This is a genomic window from Burkholderia gladioli, from assembly GCF_000959725.1.
In the GTDB taxonomy this organism is placed as follows: domain Bacteria; phylum Pseudomonadota; class Gammaproteobacteria; order Burkholderiales; family Burkholderiaceae; genus Burkholderia; species Burkholderia gladioli.
The window spans coordinates 182241-199856 of record NZ_CP009323.1; the positions used below are offsets into that span (position 1 = coordinate 182241).

18 protein-coding genes are annotated in these 17616 nt (G+C 56.1%); 7 read left to right on the forward strand and 11 right to left on the reverse strand.

Annotated elements, in window-relative coordinates:
• Window positions 1–63 precede the first annotated feature (63 nt).
• Window positions 64–1020, forward strand: a complete 957-nt coding sequence (locus BM43_RS17670) for an AraC family transcriptional regulator (RefSeq protein WP_052409275.1) — start codon at window positions 64–66, stop codon at window positions 1018–1020.
• Window positions 1021–1032: 12 nt separating this feature from the next.
• Here the strand turns inward: BM43_RS17670 and BM43_RS17675 are convergent, their stop codons facing one another.
• Complete coding sequence (locus tag BM43_RS17675; RefSeq protein ID WP_036039953.1) at window positions 1033–1842, reverse strand: MmyB family transcriptional regulator; 810 nt, start codon at window positions 1840–1842, stop codon at window positions 1033–1035.
• 105 nt (window positions 1843–1947) lie between these two features.
• Between BM43_RS17675 and BM43_RS17680 the strand changes: the two genes are divergently transcribed.
• Window positions 1948–3027: an alcohol dehydrogenase catalytic domain-containing protein gene (locus BM43_RS17680; RefSeq protein ID WP_036050149.1), complete on the forward strand. Its 1080-nt coding sequence runs from the start codon at window positions 1948–1950 to the stop codon at window positions 3025–3027.
• A 65-nt stretch (window positions 3028–3092) separates the two neighbouring features.
• Here the strand turns inward: BM43_RS17680 and BM43_RS17685 are convergent, their stop codons facing one another.
• Window positions 3093–3284, reverse strand: coding sequence for a hypothetical protein (locus BM43_RS17685; RefSeq protein ID WP_036050148.1), 192 nt, complete (start codon window positions 3282–3284; stop codon window positions 3093–3095).
• A gap of 195 nt (window positions 3285–3479) precedes the next feature.
• Here BM43_RS17685 and BM43_RS39035 point away from each other — a divergent pair.
• Window positions 3480–4297, forward strand: a protein-coding gene (locus tag BM43_RS39035) for an IS5 family transposase (RefSeq protein ID WP_088555423.1) whose coding sequence is annotated in 2 segments (ribosomal slippage) — window positions 3480–3828 and window positions 3828–4297 — 819 coding nt in all. Because the reading frame shifts where the segments join, the coding sequence is not laid out codon by codon here.
• Window positions 4298–4462: 165 nt separating this feature from the next.
• On the opposite strand, the gene BM43_RS39040 is transcribed toward BM43_RS39035, so the two are convergent.
• The 4 genes from BM43_RS39040 to BM43_RS39050 all read right to left on the reverse strand — a co-directional run bounded on the left by BM43_RS39040 (window position 4463) and on the right by BM43_RS39050 (window position 8548).
• A complete protein-coding gene (locus tag BM43_RS39040; RefSeq protein WP_080742219.1) occupies window positions 4463–5011 on the reverse strand; it encodes a GNAT family N-acetyltransferase in 549 nt (182 codons plus the stop codon).
• Window positions 5012–5113: 102 nt separating this feature from the next.
• Complete coding sequence (locus BM43_RS41370; protein ID WP_080959724.1) at window positions 5114–5440, reverse strand: hypothetical protein; 327 nt, start codon at window positions 5438–5440, stop codon at window positions 5114–5116.
• Between the two features lie 457 nt (window positions 5441–5897).
• A complete protein-coding gene (locus BM43_RS17690; protein ID WP_230676260.1) occupies window positions 5898–7373 on the reverse strand; it encodes an RES family NAD+ phosphorylase in 1476 nt (491 codons plus the stop codon).
• A gap of 56 nt (window positions 7374–7429) precedes the next feature.
• Complete coding sequence (locus tag BM43_RS39050) at window positions 7430–8548, reverse strand: MrcB family domain-containing protein (RefSeq protein ID WP_080742221.1); 1119 nt, start codon at window positions 8546–8548, stop codon at window positions 7430–7432.
• Window positions 8549–9147: 599 nt separating this feature from the next.
• On the opposite strand from BM43_RS39050, the gene BM43_RS39055 reads away from it, so the two are divergent.
• The 3 genes from BM43_RS39055 to BM43_RS17695 all read left to right on the forward strand — a co-directional run bounded on the left by BM43_RS39055 (window position 9148) and on the right by BM43_RS17695 (window position 13049).
• Window positions 9148–10524: an AAA family ATPase gene (locus BM43_RS39055; RefSeq protein WP_080742222.1), complete on the forward strand. Its 1377-nt coding sequence runs from the start codon at window positions 9148–9150 to the stop codon at window positions 10522–10524.
• A gap of 8 nt (window positions 10525–10532) precedes the next feature.
• Window positions 10533–11414, forward strand: coding sequence for a DUF4435 domain-containing protein (locus BM43_RS39060; protein WP_157693215.1), 882 nt, complete (start codon window positions 10533–10535; stop codon window positions 11412–11414).
• Window positions 11415–11954: 540 nt separating this feature from the next.
• On the forward strand, window positions 11955–13049 hold the full coding sequence (locus BM43_RS17695; RefSeq protein ID WP_236717796.1) for a hypothetical protein: 1095 nt from the start codon (window positions 11955–11957) through the stop codon (window positions 13047–13049).
• An 8-nt stretch (window positions 13050–13057) separates the two neighbouring features.
• Here the strand turns inward: BM43_RS17695 and BM43_RS40565 are convergent, their stop codons facing one another.
• From BM43_RS40565 to BM43_RS17700, 3 genes are read right to left on the reverse strand one after another with little or no spacing between them, the layout of a single operon-like run.
• The gene (locus BM43_RS40565; RefSeq protein ID WP_111946545.1) at window positions 13058–13537 is read right to left on the reverse strand and encodes a PIN domain-containing protein; all 480 of its coding nucleotides are present in this window, start codon (window positions 13535–13537) and stop codon (window positions 13058–13060) included.
• Window positions 13534–14658 (reverse strand): ImmA/IrrE family metallo-endopeptidase, encoded by a 1125-nt coding sequence (locus tag BM43_RS39065; RefSeq protein ID WP_144417676.1) that lies wholly within the window; start codon window positions 14656–14658, stop codon window positions 13534–13536. Before BM43_RS39065 ends, BM43_RS40565 begins: the two co-directional genes overlap by 4 nt.
• The gene (locus BM43_RS17700; protein WP_120513474.1) at window positions 14658–15074 is read right to left on the reverse strand and encodes a hypothetical protein; all 417 of its coding nucleotides are present in this window, start codon (window positions 15072–15074) and stop codon (window positions 14658–14660) included. Before BM43_RS17700 ends, BM43_RS39065 begins: the two co-directional genes overlap by 1 nt.
• A gap of 645 nt (window positions 15075–15719) precedes the next feature.
• On the opposite strand from BM43_RS17700, the gene BM43_RS17705 reads away from it, so the two are divergent.
• Window positions 15720–16007: a hypothetical protein gene (locus tag BM43_RS17705; RefSeq protein WP_036050136.1), complete on the forward strand. Its 288-nt coding sequence runs from the start codon at window positions 15720–15722 to the stop codon at window positions 16005–16007.
• 38 nt (window positions 16008–16045) lie between these two features.
• On the opposite strand, the gene BM43_RS17710 is transcribed toward BM43_RS17705, so the two are convergent.
• Both BM43_RS17710 and BM43_RS17715 read right to left on the reverse strand, forming a co-directional pair.
• The gene (locus BM43_RS17710; RefSeq protein WP_036050134.1) at window positions 16046–16831 is read right to left on the reverse strand and encodes a DNA adenine methylase; all 786 of its coding nucleotides are present in this window, start codon (window positions 16829–16831) and stop codon (window positions 16046–16048) included.
• A 160-nt stretch (window positions 16832–16991) separates the two neighbouring features.
• A complete protein-coding gene (locus BM43_RS17715) occupies window positions 16992–17615 on the reverse strand; it encodes a hypothetical protein (protein WP_036050133.1) in 624 nt (207 codons plus the stop codon).
• Between the last annotated feature and the right edge of the window lies 1 nt (window position 17616).

Below are 17616 nucleotides of genomic sequence, written 5' to 3' on the forward strand. Positions count from 1 at the left end.
GTTTCCCTCCTTCGAAATCGAAGTTAAGCATGGGCCTCAAAGATGGTCTATGCTCGGCTCACCATGAATTTGTCGCGATCGTCCACGTCCCGCCGGGATCCACTCTCCGACGTGCTTGCGTTACTCGATGCACGGGCCACTCGTCCGACTCGGCTCGAAGCCTCGGGTGATTGGGCACTCGCGTTTCCCGAACGAGTACGCTTGAAATTTGTCGCCGTCCTGAAGGGAGCATGCTGGATCGAACGCCCCGGCCGCGCCGGCGAGCGTCTGAACGCCGGCGATGTCTGCCTGATCGGTAGCACGGCCTACACCGTCTCCAGCCGTCCAGGCGTGCCGTCAATCGACGGTATGCAGTTCTACGAGGGGACGACGCACGAGACGCTGCGCCTTAACGGAGACGACACCGTCATGCTGGGTGGTGGAATCGCCGTGGCGCGGGAAGAAGCCGGATTCCTGCTCGATATGCTCCCGGACTTCGCGATAGTCCCAAGTTCCCCGGGAGGCGCGGCAAGTGTGGCAGCCGTACTCAAGTTGCTCGATGCGGAAATCGCGCGCGACGCGATCGGATCGGATACGGTGGTGACCCGGCTTGCGGAAGTGCTGATGATCGAGGCGATTCGCGCGCGTACCGTGAGCCCGGTTCCTGGCGGCTGGCTGGACGCGCTGGCCGAGCCGCGCCTGGGCCGCGCGCTTGCGCTGATCCATGACGACATCGCCGAACCCTGGACGGTCGCGCGCCTTGCCTCGGCGGTCGGTATGTCGCGCTCGGCGTTCGCGTCTCTTTTCACGCGCACGGTAGGCCGGCCGCCGCTCGACTACGTCAGATCCTGGCGCCTTGCGCGCGCTCGCGCCATGCTCGCCAGCGGAGAGGACAACGTCGCGCAGGTGGCGATCACCGTCGGCTATGCATCGCAAAGCGCGTTCAGCCATGCTTATCGCCGCGCGTTCGCCACCACCCCGCGAGGCGATTGCGCGGCCTCTATCCAAGCTTCGGACGGTAGCGCGTACGACTGCAGATAATCGACGTCGTCGCTAATCAGATGCGGATGATGCTGCAGTGCCCACGCTCATGGACTTCTCCACATAGATCGACAGTTTCAGCCGCGACTCGTCATTCGCCTTGAACGTGGAGTAATGGAATTCGAGAGGTCCACGCTGACGATGCATGAGACGCTTCTCCCCCGACATGGGTGCTGCGATATGGTGCTCGCGCCACCATGTGGCGAATTCGGGACATCCCGCGTGCAAACGCTCCACAATCGCCAGAAACGCCGGGGCAGGCGCCCAAAGATCGTAGTTGGCACGAAAGAGCGAGACCATTCGCTGCGCCTCCCCGGCCCACCCTTCTTCGAACAGCTCGCGAGCCAGCGGATTGACCAACATGAAGACGAGAATATTCCGGTCTTCCTCGGGCAATGCTCCGAAATCGATAAAGAGTTGGGCGGCTGCGCTGTTCCATGCCAGGATGTCCCAGCGCTCGCCGGTCAGATACGCAGGCTCCGCCAATCCTTCCACGACCGTGCGAAGAACGCTCGGCACGGTCTCGCGAACAAACAACCCATCCCTGCCATCTCGAGCCAGTGCCCTCAGATGGGCCTCCTCCACTACGCTGAGCTTCAGCGCCTGCGCGAGTGCCGCAAGCGTTTCGCTCGATGGAGAAATGACGCGGCCTTGTTCGAGCTTGATGTACCACTCGGTGCTGATAGCGGCGCGGCCCGCGACTTCCTCGCGGCGCAGGCCTGCCGCGCGTCGACGCCCATGGGCAATGAGGCCTATATCTTCAGGCTTCAGCCTGACGCGCCGCGAACGCAAGAATTCGCCCAGTTCCACATTGCGCTTCATTTCGTCCCATCCTAGCCTTCAGCAAGACTAGGATGATACTACCTTCTTTTATGCTGATAAGCGGCCGCTTATGCTGCGATGGAACAGCACCAAAGGAGAGCCAAAATGAAGGCAGCCGTACTCGAGTCTTTTGGGAAACCGCTTACAGTCACGACGGCACCGGTACCGGCAATCGGCACGGGAGAGGTACTTGTCGAGGTGGTCGCCGCGCCGATCCTGTCTTACGCGAATGAAGTCTTCAGCGGCGCGCGAAAATATTTGCTCCCGACGCCCGTGATCCCCGGTTGCGGCGCGATCGGCCGCGTCCGCGAAACAGGACCCGACGCGACCCGGCTCAAACCAGGTGACTGGGTGTTCTGCGATCCCACCGTCCGTTCGAGAGACGATGCGTTGATGCCCGACATCGTTCTCCAGGGCTGGAGCGCGCGCGGAGAGGGTGGCCAGGCGCTTCAGAAATTTCACCGGGATGGTGGATTCGCCGAGTGTATCCGCGTGCCAACGGAGAATGCGATCCGGATCGGCGATATCGATCCTGCGGAGGCAGGTCGCTGGTGTGCGCTCAATACCTTGCTCATCGCCTATGGCGGCCTCCTGGCGATGGACTTGAAGGCCGGGGAAACGCTGCTCGTGAGTGGGGCGACGGGAAATTTCGGCAGTGCCTCGGTGTTGACCGCACTGGCAATGGGTGCGCGCCAAGTGATTGCACCGGGCAGGAACGAAGCCGTGCTCGCGGATTTGAAATGCCGCTTCGGGCCACGTGTCGTACCCGTCCGACTTTCAGGCAATGAAGCGCGGGACATCGCGTCGATACAGGCTGCGGCAGGCGCCCCAATCGATGCCGTCCTGGATTTTCTGCCGCCCTCGGCGGACGCCGCTGTCGCGCGAACAGCCATCATGACCGTACGTCCGTACGGGCGCGCCGTCTTGATGGGCGGAGTCGGCATGCTGGGCGGGAACGACCTTGCCCTTCCCTATCCATGGATCATGCGCAACCTCATCACGATAAAAGGGCAATGGATGTATGAACCCGAGGCCGTGCAAACGATGGTGGGCATGGTGCGCGGAGGCCAGCTCGATCTCGATCATTTTGCGGTGGAAGAATTCGCGATCGATCAGGTTAACGAAGCGATTTCACACGCCGCTGCGAATAGTGGCCCGTTCAGGTTGACCGTGGTTCGTCCCTAAAAGGGAGCCGGTCGCGATGATCGGCGCGAGACCACGGTGTCGGCCATGCTCCCCTCGGCGTGCGATCACGTCCACTGCAGCTCCACGTCATCGCGCACCGATTCCGCGCGCACGCACATCTCGGCGAACCCACGAGCGAGATGTGCGAACGGTTGCACCGAGCGCTTGATGTCCTCTACGCTCGACGCGGCCGATCGCATCTGCTGCGTGAGCGTGGCGATCTGTACCGCCGGCCACTCCTGCTTCTCGTCATCCATTCCTCCTCGCTTAAAAAAGAAAGGCCGCTCCGGTTATCGTGAGCGGCCTGCCCGACATTGCCATTCCACTTTCTGTAGACCGGACACTCGCCAGTGTCATCGTCCCTTAGAGACGGTTTCAAAAAGGGCCCGAGGGGCTGTTAACTTTCGCGGCGAGCTGTTAACCTCAGGCATCGGAACAACCGAGACGAGGAGATGGGCAAGCCAATCATCGACGACGAGTTGTGGACACTGATCGAGCCGTTACTGCCGCCATCCAAGCCACGGCGCAAGAAGAACCCGGGCCGCCTGCCGGTTTCGAATCGCGCCGCGCTGACCGGCATCTTGTTCGTTCTCAAGACCGGACTGCGCTGGCGCGATCTGCCTGCCGAGATGGGTTGCGGCTCGGGCGTGACATGTTGGCGACGGCTACGCGATTGGCAGGCTGCCGGTGTGTGGGACCGTTTGCACGAGCTGCTGCTCGCGAAGCTGCGCGCAGCAGACCAAATCGACTTCTCGCGAGCCGCTGTCGATTCATCATCGATTCGCGCAGTTGGGGCGGGCCAAAAACTGGGCCAAACCCAACCGATCGCGCGCGACCCGGTTCCAAGCACCACATCGTCACCGACGCCAACGGCACGCCGCTTGCCGCGATCCTGACCGGCGCGAACGTCAACGATGTCACGCAATTGCTGCCGCTGATTGACGCGATTGCGCCGATTCGCGGACTGCGAGGCCACCCGCTGCAAAGACCGCGTGTGGTCTACGCCGATCGAGGATACGACTCCGAGCGACATCGACGAGCGTTGCGCAATCGCGGTATTGAGCCGGTGATCGCCAGGCGCCGTACCGAACACGGCAGCGGCCTTGGCAAATATCGCTGGGTCGTTGAACGCACGCATGCTTGGCTGCATCACTTCCGTCGCCTCCGTATTCGTTTCGAGCGACGTGCGGACATTCACGGCGCGTTCCTCAAACTCGGTTGCTGCCTGATCTGCTGGAATACCCTTCGGCGCGTCGAGCAGCCTTTATGAAACCGTCTCTTAGAAGAGATGGATGCTTCGGCTGGATAGTGCATGACTAGCGTTATCCGTGCCATTCCCTGCTGAGCATCGCGTACCGATGCTCGTCATGCCACACACCGTGTACAAGCATGCTTTCGCGCGTCGTCCCTTCACGACGCATGCCCAAACGCTCCATCAAGCGGATGGATTCAGTATTTTGTGTACTTGCGTTCGAGGTGATGCGATGCAAGCGACGCTCTCTCTGAAAGCGAACTCGATTAGCCATTTTGCCGCTTCGGTCGCATAACCTTGACCACAAAAAGCCCGATTTAGCGACCAACCGATATCACAAGTCTGCTTGCTGCCAGATTCGATATACATTCCGACCTCTCCGATCATGCCCCTGCTCTCCCTCAGTTCCATGGCGAACATGAGCCAGCAATTGTCGGCATCAGGGGTAAGCTCGGCCTGTTTCGCCAGAAACGTCAGCGCCTCGGCATGAGGCATCCGCTCAATCGGCTGCAGGCGCATGTTCTCATGGGCGTTCCGATAGGCTAAAAAAGCATGCAGGTCTTCTTGGCTTGGCCGGCGAATGACAAGCCGATCTGTGTACACAGGATTCATCTTTTCTTGATTTGATTTTGGATTGCTTTCATCCGTACTGCGATGCCTGGCGCTAACCGTTGCTACAGGCTCCAGAACTGTGACAGGGCCGACCAGGCCGGGCTGTCGATTGTCGACCATTCCCGGGCGACTGTCGAATGTCTCGAGGTAGCCGTCACCAGCGTGCGTACCTCGCCGCTCGTCGGTTTGACATCCAGTCCGACGAGAACGTGGCTGCTTTTCTCAGAATCGAAGCGTACGCGCCGAATTTCCACGAGAAGCCGGCGACACGAGCTTGGCTGACCCAGCCCGGCCGCTCGGCCGACGAACGATTCCGCGATCACGCTCCTCGGCTTGCGACCGCGTCCACAGCAGCCTCACGTCCTCGCGTACCGATTCCGAGCGCACGCGCATCTCGGCGAATCCGCGATCGAGATCCGCGAACGGCTGCACCGATCGCATCTGCTGCGTGAGCGTGGCGGTCTGTATCGCCTTTTCGGCGGACAGATCGGCCCGGCCGCGCATCGTCAGGCGGCTCGTCGACGTGTGCCGGGTATGCGTTTCCGGCACCGACGTAGCCGCCGCCTCGAGGCAGCACGATCAACTCGCCAACGCTCTCACTCACCCCCGCCACCCGGCCAAAAGACCAACTCCGCGCCCCTTCCCCGGCCCACTGGTAAACTCCCCCGCTAAAGCAACTTCTCCCGGCCAAATGAGCACGCAATCCACCGACGTCACGACCAACCACACGCCCATGATGCAGCAGTATCAGTGCATTATTTGACAAGGCCCTGCACACAAACCTACGCCGAGACCTACGCCAGCCCTTTCCACGACGGGCCGTTATAGACTCCATTGCAGTCATTTGGATTTCGGTTGTCGACGTCTGCTTCTCAGCGGCCGTGGTCCGCAGATTGCAACGAACATCTGGTGCGGACAAACGAACGCGCAAATGGGTTTGGGACTAAAACTGCCGGAGGAATTTGTGGCTTGATAAAGAGTCTGATCTACCAGCCCTGTCCCCAGCTTAGAACTCAGGTTCTCGCTTCTCTAGGCGGTGGCGACTCACGGCAAACCGGGTGCTGTAAACCTTAACTGAGTTCACGTGATGCACCTCCACCGAGGCAAGATCGACGCGCAAAGCAGTCTCGCGATAGTCGTCATCACCGCCGTAGGAAAGGCCTAAATGCGGAACAGAGCCGGTTAGGCTGTCCATTGCATCTTTCTGCCCGGGTAGTTTCGCCTTCGGTACGACTTCGCTCACCCCGTAGTCAATCTCCCATCCATCCTCGGTTCCATAGCCAGTATGCACGTCGATCTCGGCACCCTTGGGAAGTTCAATGGCTTCCACACGCGCTGCTTTGTGAAAGAGCACGACATTGCTCCCCCGCTTAGATTGTGCTGAACGAAAAATGATGCCGTCGAACCTCGGCTCGTTCTCGGTAGCAAGAAAGTCAGCAATGGCCTGCGTCGCAAGGTAATCGAAGGCCTCGTCATTCGGCATCACTGCGCGCGTCATGAGTAGTCCAAGGGACCGAAGAAAGGCAACGCGTTCGAGGCGGCCCTTCAGAGATGGATCGAAAATGCTGCCCCCGTCTTGGACATCATCAAGGGCGGTGAGGTCGAGAAGGCGCAAGGGGCGCGTGATAGCGAACTTCGCGACGACAACCTTGCACCCCACCGGAGGGCGCACTTCGGCCAGTGCCACGGATGCACTAGTGGCTCCATAGAAAACCGAGATACCGCGCGCGTTCATCCGGCCTGAGTTGGCAAACTGAGTCGGAGGCGACCCTAGATGCATGTCGGGACGACACAGTGCCTCTTCGAGCTTGTCTTCAGATTGAAAAACGCGGGCGCGATATAGGTGAGTGAGCCTGCGGGTGGGACCGGCACTCACGGCAAGCGGATGACGCGGCCTGGTCTTGAGCACGTCAATGCTCCCGAATATCCGCGCGAGAAGTTCTGAGGCAGAACGGCTGAAAAATCGGGCCTCAGTCTTGAGGGATCGCTCAAAATTTCGCCACTCGTCATGCCAGCCCTGAGCGCTTGCGCTTTTCTCCTCGTAATACGTGTCGGATGAGAACTCAGTCTCCTCGCCCATGGTCATTGCATCGAAGTCGCCGTGCCGGTCATCGAGAATTTCAAGGACGTCCTCCGCAGCTTCCCGAGGAATAACAGCAGCCTCTTCGATAGCGTCAAGCACCGGTTGGCCTTCGCGCTCCCACTCGTAGTCAGACTCGCGATCCGACAGTAGGCATTGCTGCCATGAGGTCGGCTGATTGGGTGTGCAGATGTAATGATCGTCGAAAGCAGACTCTATACGGTCCGCCAATTCCTCGATGGAAATGCAGACCCGCATCTGCCCACAGTAGGCGCACTCCTCAGGCTTGCCGTCCTTCTCGATTGCCGTTGAAAGGTAGGACTCTGCGGTACACTGAAAGCAAATGTGCTTCTGATCGTCACCGTCATCATTCATGCCGTTTGATACCTCTAGGTTCAGCAAGTACTGTCAGCTCTTGATCACAGCCGTCGTTCACTTGCCGATATCAATAGATGTGATTAATCATCATCGCTTATATCGCCGGAGTACATAGCAGTGAGTAGCGGAAAGGTTACGTCAATACCTTTACTGACAAGTGCATCCCTTCTCTTAGCAAAAAGTGCCAGAAGAATCTGCTTTTTGTCCTTTGCATGCCCGTAATGCAATAGACGATGACACGTTGGACACAAAGCGATGATGTTTGCTTTGACATCCAGGCTATAAGACGAATCCCTCTGATGTTTCATCGGAACCAGGTGATGCGCTTCCACGTACTGGTTGCTGGTGCTACGCGAAGTGAAAGTGATGTGTGACGAGTCAACTTCGCATTTAAAGCCTGCGGCTCTAAACGCAGACGCCGATTTGCGAGGGTTGCGCTTATACCGCGGGCTGGATCCAACAATCGGCATCGGAGCAGGTGGTACTGGCTCAGGTCCGTCGGTCTCGATGGACTCTGTGCCAATTTCGGACGCTCGGCGCGCTGCTTCGTTTGCATCCTCCTGAAAATCCGACTCCGTTGCAGGCATAAGCTCATGCAGACCTACTCCGCATTTCTCGTAGAGCTTTGAGTATGCGGTCAGCAACACATGCAGATCATCTATGATCTGCTGAAATGACGGAAGATTTGACGCAATGTATCGGAAGGAAAGAATCGCGCAATCCTCGTAGCCGCGCCCAAGACCTCCAGACGCTGCAAGGTCAATTTTCCCTCGCACTGCATGAACTGGACTATCTATGTAGTCAAGTGCTCTTCGCGCAGTCTCGCCTGCCTTGCGTCTCGCAATTCGATTAGCGGCATAGACTTGCGTATAGGACGTGAATCCCTGATTGAGCGAGAGGCAGCAGGACTTCATATCCTCAGCGAAAAGTAGGACGATGTAATACCCTTGCTGAGCCGTGGAGGTGATGCGTTTATCGAAGACCCCAACCCATGGGCACATCGACATATTCCCTGCGCCGTAAGACCCCTCGATCTTGTAGTGGTCGAGATTGAAACCGAGGGCAGCTACTGCGCTTGCGAAGAAAGTTGGGATTTCAACGGCTATCGCGTGCTGCTCCGGTGTGCTAGGAGCGAATGCCCTACTGTTTAGTGCGCGTGAAGATAGGTAGTTATCCAATACAACTTTCAGCTGTTCCATTGTCGCGGATGAGATATGGCGAGCGCTCAATTGTCAGCAATCTTGCCCACTATGTCGAGCGATAGATATGCCCACCGGCTGCCGTTCACAGGCGGCTAGCCCGGACTTCCAGTCGCTCGTTTCAGGCGCTGGCAAACTCGCGGCCCAAAGCAACTTTCCACGTGCACATGAACACGCATCCCATCACACCATCTACAACTGTAACGCCGGTGATACAGTAGCGCCACTAGCTCATCTGACAAGGCCCATAGCACAAAACTGCACCAAGCCCTACGCCTCCCCTTTCAGCGACGGGCCGCTACCGATTCATTTCTGCCGAGCGAGCCTATGTCCTTTCAATGGAAATTTGAAGGGTACTCCAACCGTTTGTTAGAGCAACTCGCACGTTTTTGCACGGTCGTTGGGAGCATGCTAAGTCTCTACATCAGCGATCTAGAGACGGTCGATTCAGAACCGTAAACGCTTCCGAAAGCATAGTTGCAACATAGTGTAAAATTTCTCTTGCACACGCCCTTTTGTCTGACTAGTATCATCACCCGAACGACCAGATTAAAAAGTGGGGTTTGCAAGTAAATTGCGCAATACAATTGAGAAGAAAAATGGATAAAACACTGACTTTAATTGGCTTCAGAATTAACGAATTATTCGGAAGCTTAAATCACAACGTAGAACTTAAGGGCGGGGTTACCTTTGTGCACGGCCCCAATGGATGCGGAAAGACCACAACGCTTTTAATAGTAGAGACAATTCTTAAAAATAAGCTTTCAGACCTTGTAAAGATCGAATTCTCCTCCGCCGAGTTGGATTTTTCAGATAACTCGACTCTCATTGTTCGGCGCGTAGTGCGCTCTGTCACCCCCAAAAAAATTGATGCGTCAATTTCAACATCCGAGCAATCGGCGACCGACCAAGAACAAGTGGAATTGCAAGTGGCCTTAAAGCGCGGTCAGGCAATTATCGGAAAGAAGACTAACGTCCTAAATCTCGACTCACTTGATGAAATCCGGACACGATTTCTTCACCGGCCATCCATGGTCGAGAAAGCGTTTCCATTTTTGTACCGTTTAAACCCGCGCACCTGGCGAAATAAACATACTGGAGAGGTACTCACGCTCCCGGAAGTCATCGAGACCTACTCGGATCCGCTCACCATGGAGATTCCGAAGTGGTACTTCGATCTCACTAATAAGGTGCCTGTAGGTGTCGTCCGGACTCAACGACTATTTGATTTTCGAAACCTTGGTGATCCCGAAGAACGCCCGACGGTAAAAGAACTGGTGAACGTCCTATCGAATGACATTAAGGACCGCATCAACGCCAAGATCACCGAGTCCGCAATTCAATTCCAGCGAAAAGAAAAAACCTTTCCCCATCGAATTCTAGAGGGAAGCGTTAAAGCCGGCTCCGAACATGACTTACGAAACGCATATATCGCACTGCAGTCAAGAATAGCTGCACTCGAAGCCGTTGGATTACAAGAAAGCAGCGATAGTCTGATATTGCCAAAAATCAAACTTAACCCAACCCACAAACGAGTATTAACCCTTTATCTTTCCGACGTTAACGAAAAACTTGACGTCTTTGATGATCTTTACGTAAAGATTCAGTTAGTCACGAAATTGCTTTCCAAAAAATTTCGACGTAAAAAATTCTCAATCAACCGCCACGATGGATTTTCTATTCGATCGACAGATGGAGCCGACACCCCACTCAAACCGAGTGAGCTATCCAGCGGAGAAAAGCATCAACTTGTCATGCTTTATGAGCTTATATTCTCCGGGAAGGATAAACAGTTATATTTGATTGATGAGCCTGAAATTTCTCTTCATGTCGAATGGCAAAGACAATTTCTTGATGATCTGCAACAGATTGCAGAAAGTCGCGGGCACCAATTTGTAATTGCAACTCACTCCCCCCAGATTATTAATGGCAGGAGAGACTTGGCAGTCGGCCTTGACGGGGGTGTCGGAGAATGACGACAGACATGCAAACTGACGAATGGCTTTCGCCCAGTGCGGATGATCTTTTGACAGAAGCAGCCATGCTCGCTCAGTCGGGTGCAGCCGCTATTGTTTATGTCGAAGGCAATACAGACGCCCGTCTTTTGGAGGGAATTTTTATCAAAGATATAAAAATCATTCCCGCCGGAAACTGCAATGCTGTCGAAGCGGTTGTTGAGAAGTATGATCTATTGACCGACCCAGCGAACCTTCCACACATCCTTGGATTTGCCGACAGGGACTACAAAGCGGCAAACGGCGGCCTAAAGTCATCCGCAAACATCATATATACACATTTGCGAGATATAGAGTGCGTCATGCTAAGTACGCAAGCAAAATTCCATATGATTGGCGAATATGCAAATCAAAATTTTAATCGCAAATGGAAAAAAATTGATGACTTTATGGACGAAGCGATTAAAGTCGCCCGCACCGTCGCAATTATAAGAATTTGGTCCGAAATCAACAAAAAGGGAATCAACTTCAAGACCCTCGATTTCGATAAATTTCACGCCCCGAAAAGCAACGCCACAGATCCGGAAAAATTAGTCACTCACCTTAGAGGAGCTCAGAAATCAGGCAATATACTTAGCGAATCCTACAATAAAATTAAAGAAAAAATAAATGATCCGCTCATCATGAACCATCTTGCTCACGATCTATTGTTTTGTCGCGGACACGATATACTCGAAGTTGTGGCACTCTACTTTAAGAAAGGGTTTGGGCGCTCAGGACTTTCGTACTGTGGCGAGCTCTTGGAAAGCGCACTTCGTATCGGCGCAAAGCCACTCCTAAAGAATACGGACACATTTAAGCTTATCGGCACTTGGTTTACCGAGAGAGGGATCTCGAACGTTTTTGCATGACCACGAATTTTTAAATTCGGTCGACTTGAATTGGCGAGTCGACCGAATATTGTTTATTAATGCAACGACCATTTCATCGTGTTGACGCCTGTCAGGCGTTTTCTGAAAAAATTTCAAGCTGCTCACGTCGACCGATAACGACTATCTGTTTGAATCGCATGCGCGAAAATCGCCGGGCAACTGCCGGGGGGAGCGCCCTCTGTCGCGAGTACTGAAAGGCCTCTCCACTGCTGAGTACTATTCCTCTTGGGCCTTTCAGAACGGCGTCAATTTTAGCCAGGCGGGGCACGCATCACCTTGTGGATCCGGCAGATTTCGGACGTGGGCCAACCGAACGAATGACAGACTTGCGCGACGGACGGAAGGCAGCAGTTGAGCGATAGCTGGCGCTCAGCATTGCCGACAGCCGAATAGCGAACTTCGAGCGGATCCCTTCGGGCCGCTGGTAAACTCGGGATGCCAAAGCAACTTTTCCCAGGTCAAATTAGCAGGCACGCTATGTGAGTGCCTGCAACCGTTACCTCGATGAGAGGAAAAACCGTGAAGTGCAAAATCATTCAAGTCGGCAAGCGCCGCGACGGTGGTTATCGCTACTGGTGTGTCGCACATCATGCAAATGCGACCGCGAAATATGGCCTGCCGGCGCCTATGTGCGTTGCCGCAAATGATCGCCCCATCCCTAAATCCGCCACGTTGGACCTTGATCTATCACATTTCCCCGGGGGGGTCGCTCTATGGGGATCCGTCCCGGCCGTCTATGACACGACACGCTGTCCGACCGATCGAGGTATTCATGTGCATGCCAGACGTACACAAGGCGACATGAAGGAAATCGACTGGACCTACCGAAAGCTGCGCCTACGACTTGCCACCGACCTCATATCGGAGGAGTGGCTTGAAGTTGACGAGGTCGACGCTATTAACTACATGATCTCCAGCGTATTTGCTTTTACTACCCGCCTCATCTTGTGCACGCACTGTGGCTTTGCGCATTTGGACAGGGACTGGTTCGCGGTCCATCCCCATCGCCGCCACCAATGTCATGGGTGCGGCTTCCAGTTCCCCGATGCAGTCACCGGGATTGGCAATCCCTTGTCCGCACTAAATCGAGCATTCGAAGTCCAGAAGCGGCGATCAGTGAAGGCGCCACGAACAATTAGCGTCCGCCAACGCGATTATGCCGGCGGGATACAAATATGGGGATCGAACCCAGCGATTGTATGGACTTCCCCCCATCCAGAAGAGACCGGCATACACCTACATTGCTTTGCAAAATCCGGAGATGACTTTCCAGTCATCGACAACACCTACGCTAAGGTAATCATTGACGGGATCATTGTGGATGCTGAGAACGTACGCTATTTTATGGCACAGAAAGCGATGCCGCACCTTGAGGGACGCGTTCTCGCATTGAACTGTCCGCATTGCCGGACACCACACTTTGACACATCGGAACTCGCGTACACACCCCATCTCAACCATGAGTGCGCATCGTGCGGAAAGTGGTTTCAAGCCGCCACGCGTACCAGGAAGACGATTGGAAATCCATTTGCTGCCGTGAGGTTGTCTCTGTCGGAGACATCCCCGAATCCCCTTCGCAACGATCCCTTAGGACTAAGGCCAGAAACAATATGATCGAGCCTTCAGAAGTAATCTGCGGACAAATCAGGCAGATATCCACCACGATCACGCATCAATTGATAGGCGATATATGCTGCTTCACGATTCAAGATGTTTGCCTCGACCGCCATCCTGAGTAGCCCAATACTGCCGCGTACCTGTCCAGTTCCCAATACCTTCTTTGCGGCAGATCGAGCAGCCAGATCATCACACGCTAAGACGCAGCCCATCTGCTCGGCCGCCAAAATACACTCCGTCTCGCCGGCGCCAAGCCCTAGCCTCTCCTGCGCAGCACGAAATGTTCGTATCGAGATTAGGTCATCATCCACGACGCCGAGAATGCCGTCCGAAATCACAGTATCGACTGCACCGACAACTGACTTCGACTCACTACGGACAACGCTGCTCACAAGGAAGTGCGCGCCCGGCAAACTCAGGACAACGTTCAACACCCCACCGTTCGCGAGATTAATCAATGTGGACGCGTCCAATATGATTATCACTCGGGGGCACTCGCATTGACAGCAAACAGTGTTGATGCGGGTACGTTGAGCAATTCAGCGGCGCGCCCAAGCGAAAGAGTACCAGCTCTTATCCGGCGTCCAGCAGCCTCAAGCAAACTTTGAGACGTGGAGATCTCGGAGTCCTCTCGTGCAGCAAGCCCCAAACTGCCAGCGCGCCGTTCCGGATTACCAAACGCATCGACAAGTTTCTGATACAGCGCGCGTGCCCCGTGCGGAGGCAAAAAATCCAACTGCTCACATCGACGTGCCGCAACCTCAAAGCTCACACCATAGAATCGCGCGAGCGACAGGATTTCCACATCACCTAGCGGCCCACTCGCACCGAAGCTCTCGCGAATAGTAGACAATGCCTGCAACACGCCGTGTCGAGGCAGCACTAGACTGGATGCAAATGCATCTGCAAACCGCTCCTCCGCGCGGCGAGGAGCGTGGTCGATATTACCGACGTCTCGCTCCCCATCAAGATTGACATAGCCAGTATCTCGACGCGAATGATGTGCTACGAGGTGTCCGAGTTCGTGGGCAATGGTGAAAAACATCCGCGGCTTGAACGTCCTGGCGCCCACAATGATGAATGCATAGCCATCGACAATTGCGGATACACCCTCGATATTCGCGTCTCGAGCATACAGCACGTACACCTTCAAGCTCTCTAAGACGCTTGGTAACGTGAGAAAAGGCTCCGTGTCACCAAGACCGGCAAACTCACTGCGAAACAGAACAGCAAAGCGTTCAGCGGAGTCCAGCGAGACATGCATTCCGCGAAACGTTTCTAACCACCCCGTATTCACGGGAAGATCTCTCGCAATCGACAAAGCGTCTTGAATTTGGGCCGCCAGTATCTCAACCGACGACGATAGATCCGTGGCCCGCTGCCCGATGGTCTGCCGGAACAATAATTTGATGGGGTCCGCAGTGCCTTCTTCTATGACCGCTGAAATCGGCACTCGTAACGCCTTTGCAATTCGACGCATTTCGCCCAAAGACGCATCGGCTCCGCCCGCTACGTCATGTAGTCGTGCAGTAGAAATGCCGGCGCTCTCAGCAACCGTCTCCCAACTCAGATGCCGACTGCGAAGGTGCTCTGCGATGTTGAGCACTATCGGACCTCGCTTTTCAGTTCCAGCAAAGCGCTGCGAAGCCGGTCGGCTTGCGCGTCGGATAGCTTCCGCATCCGGCCAACAATTTCTCGAACACTCCGTGCGTGGGGCCGATCGAATATCTCCGCCAAGATTCTCAGCGAATGCTCGCGCCCCAACGCTACCTCTTCCGTAGTCTCCAGAACCACGGGGTTGGTCCCAATGAGATAGTGGCGAATCCGGCGGTCGAAGTTAGTATGGGCGTCACGGGGATCGTGCTCACCATCTGCCGTCACGATAATGTTACCTTGGCGCCGGCCGCTATCATCAAACTTCAACCGGTTCTCCGGAAATTGCTCATATGCCGCGAGTTGGCTTTCCAACTTGCTGTCAACCTCAAAACCGCCAACGACATATTGTTTGACCGGCTTCCCCATGCTCCCGCTTATCACGAATATCTCCCCGCCTAGTTGGACAAGGCGCCGCAAGTCCGGTCGACACGTTCCCATCGTCGGACGTACACCCGCTCGCAAAATCGGGTCAGTCAATGGATGGCCCATTCCAGGGTCGGATCCTGGTGAAACAAAGATATAGCCAGACATAATGACCTCCACTGAGGTTCGGCACCTGCATTTTCATACAGCACTACGTATCCACAAGCAAGGCCTTCAAACAACAATCTCTGATATAAACACTAACTTTCCCGGCGAAACCACTGGCTCTCGTTCAATTTGCTCATCTGGTGGCGGACATCCCCGATCAGTTATCATCAGCTCAAGCTCAGAATGTGTCTTCATCTCAGTAGTAGGCGAGAGTTGATCATATCTCCGCGCCAGAATCTATGATGACCTAGCCTTCCAAGCTCAATTGCAAAGGCAGGTTGAACGCTTCTGTTCGTCAGGGACAGAAGCGGACATCCGCTGGGGCGGCCTAACAGACTGGTGGGTGGCAGGTTCGTACGATGACTTACTCATCACGAACCCGACGACATTCGATCGCCTCGCCGAATATCTCAGGAAGAACGGCGCCAACCTGCCGGTGCCGGGTTCGACGTTGAAGGCATATGGGACGGTTGACGTAAAATGAAGAAGATCGGACTGCTAGCACTGAGCGTCGCTGTCACGCTGGCCGGGGGGTGGATGCTCGGAACGCTCACCATCAGCCAAACTGGGAACATGCCAGAGTGGATGAACCACGCGCTGCGCGTGCTGCTGCACATAACCGGCCGCGAAGACTTTGCGAACCCTGATGACCTGCCGGCGCTCGGCATGCTGGCCATACTGATCGCGTCAATCATCATTTGCGGCCTGCTCGTCTGGATCGCGAACGTCGCAATCTGCCGCGCTCGAACCCGTCGAGCCCAGGCGTAACGACATCGCGCGAGCGGGCTGCCCGCTCGCGCCACGCTTTAGAACAACCCAGCCGGCTCGGCGCCGACATCCCAGCTCGAAATGATCACCTCATGGCGGCTCGCGGCCTCCAGGCCCACTGTGTACTGGATCGGCACCGTCTCGATATGGAATCCGTCGAACACCTGCCGGATCTCCGGGTGATCATTCAGGCTCACGATCGCCCGGCCCTTGAGCGTCCGTAGGCGCTCGGCCATCCTCTCGTATTGCTCGAACGGAAACGCAACGCCATAACCGGCGGTGTCGAGATACGGCGGATCCAAGTAGAACAGCGTATGCGGACGATCGTATCGATCGATGCACTCGGCCCAATCCAGGCGCTCGATAAACGCGCTGGCGAGCCGCAGATGCGCTGCTGACAGATCCTCCTCCAGCCGAAGCAGGTTCAGGCCGGGAGGAGCGAGCGTCTTCGTGCCGAACGTCTGCCCCTCCAACTTGCCGCCAAAGCAACTTTTCTGCAGGTAATAGAACCTCGCCGCGCGCTGGATATCGGTGAGACTTTCCGGGACCGTCTGCTTGAGCCATTCGAACACCTGCCGGCTCGTCAGCGCCCATTTGAACTGGCGTACAAACTCCTCCAGATGGTGCTGCACCACCCGATACAGGTTGATCAGTTCCCCGTTGATGTCGTTGATCACCTCGACCTTGGCCGGCGGCCGAAGGAAGTACAACGCCGCCCCGCCCGCGAACACCTCGACGTAGCACTCGTGCGCAGGGAAACGGGGAATCAGGATGTCTGCCAGACGGCGCTTGCCGCCGAGCCAGGGAATGATGGGTTCCGCCATGGTGAAAGCCTTTTTTAAACTTGGTGTAGAATCCGGCCCGCCTACCGGTAGGTAACAGGGCCTTGGCTAATTCACTGGCACTCTCAGTGGAAAGGCGGCCGGCCGACGTGTTCCACCACGTCAACCGGCCGCCCTGTTCTTCCTCAGCGCTTACGCGCGATCAAAGTGACTTTTCCGCCTCCCCTCCTCGCACCACGTCCGCGCTGACGGTAATGTCCGGCGACACCGCGAAGCGCGTGATCTCCGCCGTCTGCTTATCCGCCCGCGACGACGAGCCGAAGAAATACTCCTTCGAGCCGATCACCATCGTGATCAGCACGCCGAGCAGCGTGTCGAGCGTGCTCTTCACGACATCGGGCATCCGGATCTCGCCGATCGCCAGATAGAACTCCAGCCCGATCACCACGAACAGCGCCACCGTGTACATGTAGGCCAGGTTGCGAGCCGTGTGATCGTGCTCGGACGCCGCATACTGCCGGGCGCTCGCGCGATCGTCGGCCGCGATCTTGTCGGCCTGCACTTGAATCCCAGCCAGATTCTCCGCATGCGCGAAGCCGGCCTGCCGCATCTTCAGCTCGAAGTCCGCGTCGGCCTGCTTGAGCGCGAGCAGTTGCTCGGGCGTCATCGACTGGCCGGACAGCGCGGACGTCACCGCCTCGACCGACCCATCGCCCAGGCCCAGCCGGTCAGCGATCGCCGAGGCGGCCATGGCCGCGACGCCCGGCACGCCACCCGTCAATGCCGTGACGAGCCACGGCGCCACCGTTTTCAGAATGTCGAGCATG

Excerpts from the sequence above, each read along its gene's own strand:
- BM43_RS17670 (WP_052409275.1), top strand. The coding sequence starts at position 64 with ATGAATTTGTCGCGATCGTCCACGTCCCGCCGGGATCCACTCTCCGAC.
- BM43_RS17675 (WP_036039953.1), bottom strand. The coding sequence starts at position 1,842 with ATGAAGCGCAATGTGGAACTGGGCGAATTCTTGCGTTCGCGGCGCGTC.
- BM43_RS17680 (WP_036050149.1), top strand. The coding sequence starts at position 1,948 with ATGAAGGCAGCCGTACTCGAGTCTTTTGGGAAACCGCTTACAGTCACG.
- BM43_RS17685 (WP_036050148.1), bottom strand. The coding sequence starts at position 3,284 with ATGGATGACGAGAAGCAGGAGTGGCCGGCGGTACAGATCGCCACGCTC.
- BM43_RS39040 (WP_080742219.1), bottom strand. The coding sequence starts at position 5,011 with ATGGTCGACAATCGACAGCCCGGCCTGGTCGGCCCTGTCACAGTTCTG.
- BM43_RS39050 (WP_080742221.1), bottom strand. The coding sequence starts at position 8,548 with ATGGAACAGCTGAAAGTTGTATTGGATAACTACCTATCTTCACGCGCA.
- BM43_RS39055 (WP_080742222.1), top strand. The coding sequence starts at position 9,148 with ATGGATAAAACACTGACTTTAATTGGCTTCAGAATTAACGAATTATTC.
- BM43_RS39060 (WP_157693215.1), top strand. The coding sequence starts at position 10,533 with ATGCAAACTGACGAATGGCTTTCGCCCAGTGCGGATGATCTTTTGACA.
- BM43_RS17700 (WP_120513474.1), bottom strand. The coding sequence starts at position 15,074 with ATGGGGAAGCCGGTCAAACAATATGTCGTTGGCGGTTTTGAGGTTGAC.
- BM43_RS17705 (WP_036050136.1), top strand. The coding sequence starts at position 15,720 with ATGAAGAAGATCGGACTGCTAGCACTGAGCGTCGCTGTCACGCTGGCC.
- BM43_RS17710 (WP_036050134.1), bottom strand. The coding sequence starts at position 16,831 with ATGGCGGAACCCATCATTCCCTGGCTCGGCGGCAAGCGCCGTCTGGCA.
- BM43_RS17715 (WP_036050133.1), bottom strand. The coding sequence starts at position 17,615 with ATGCTCGACATTCTGAAAACGGTGGCGCCGTGGCTCGTCACGGCATTG.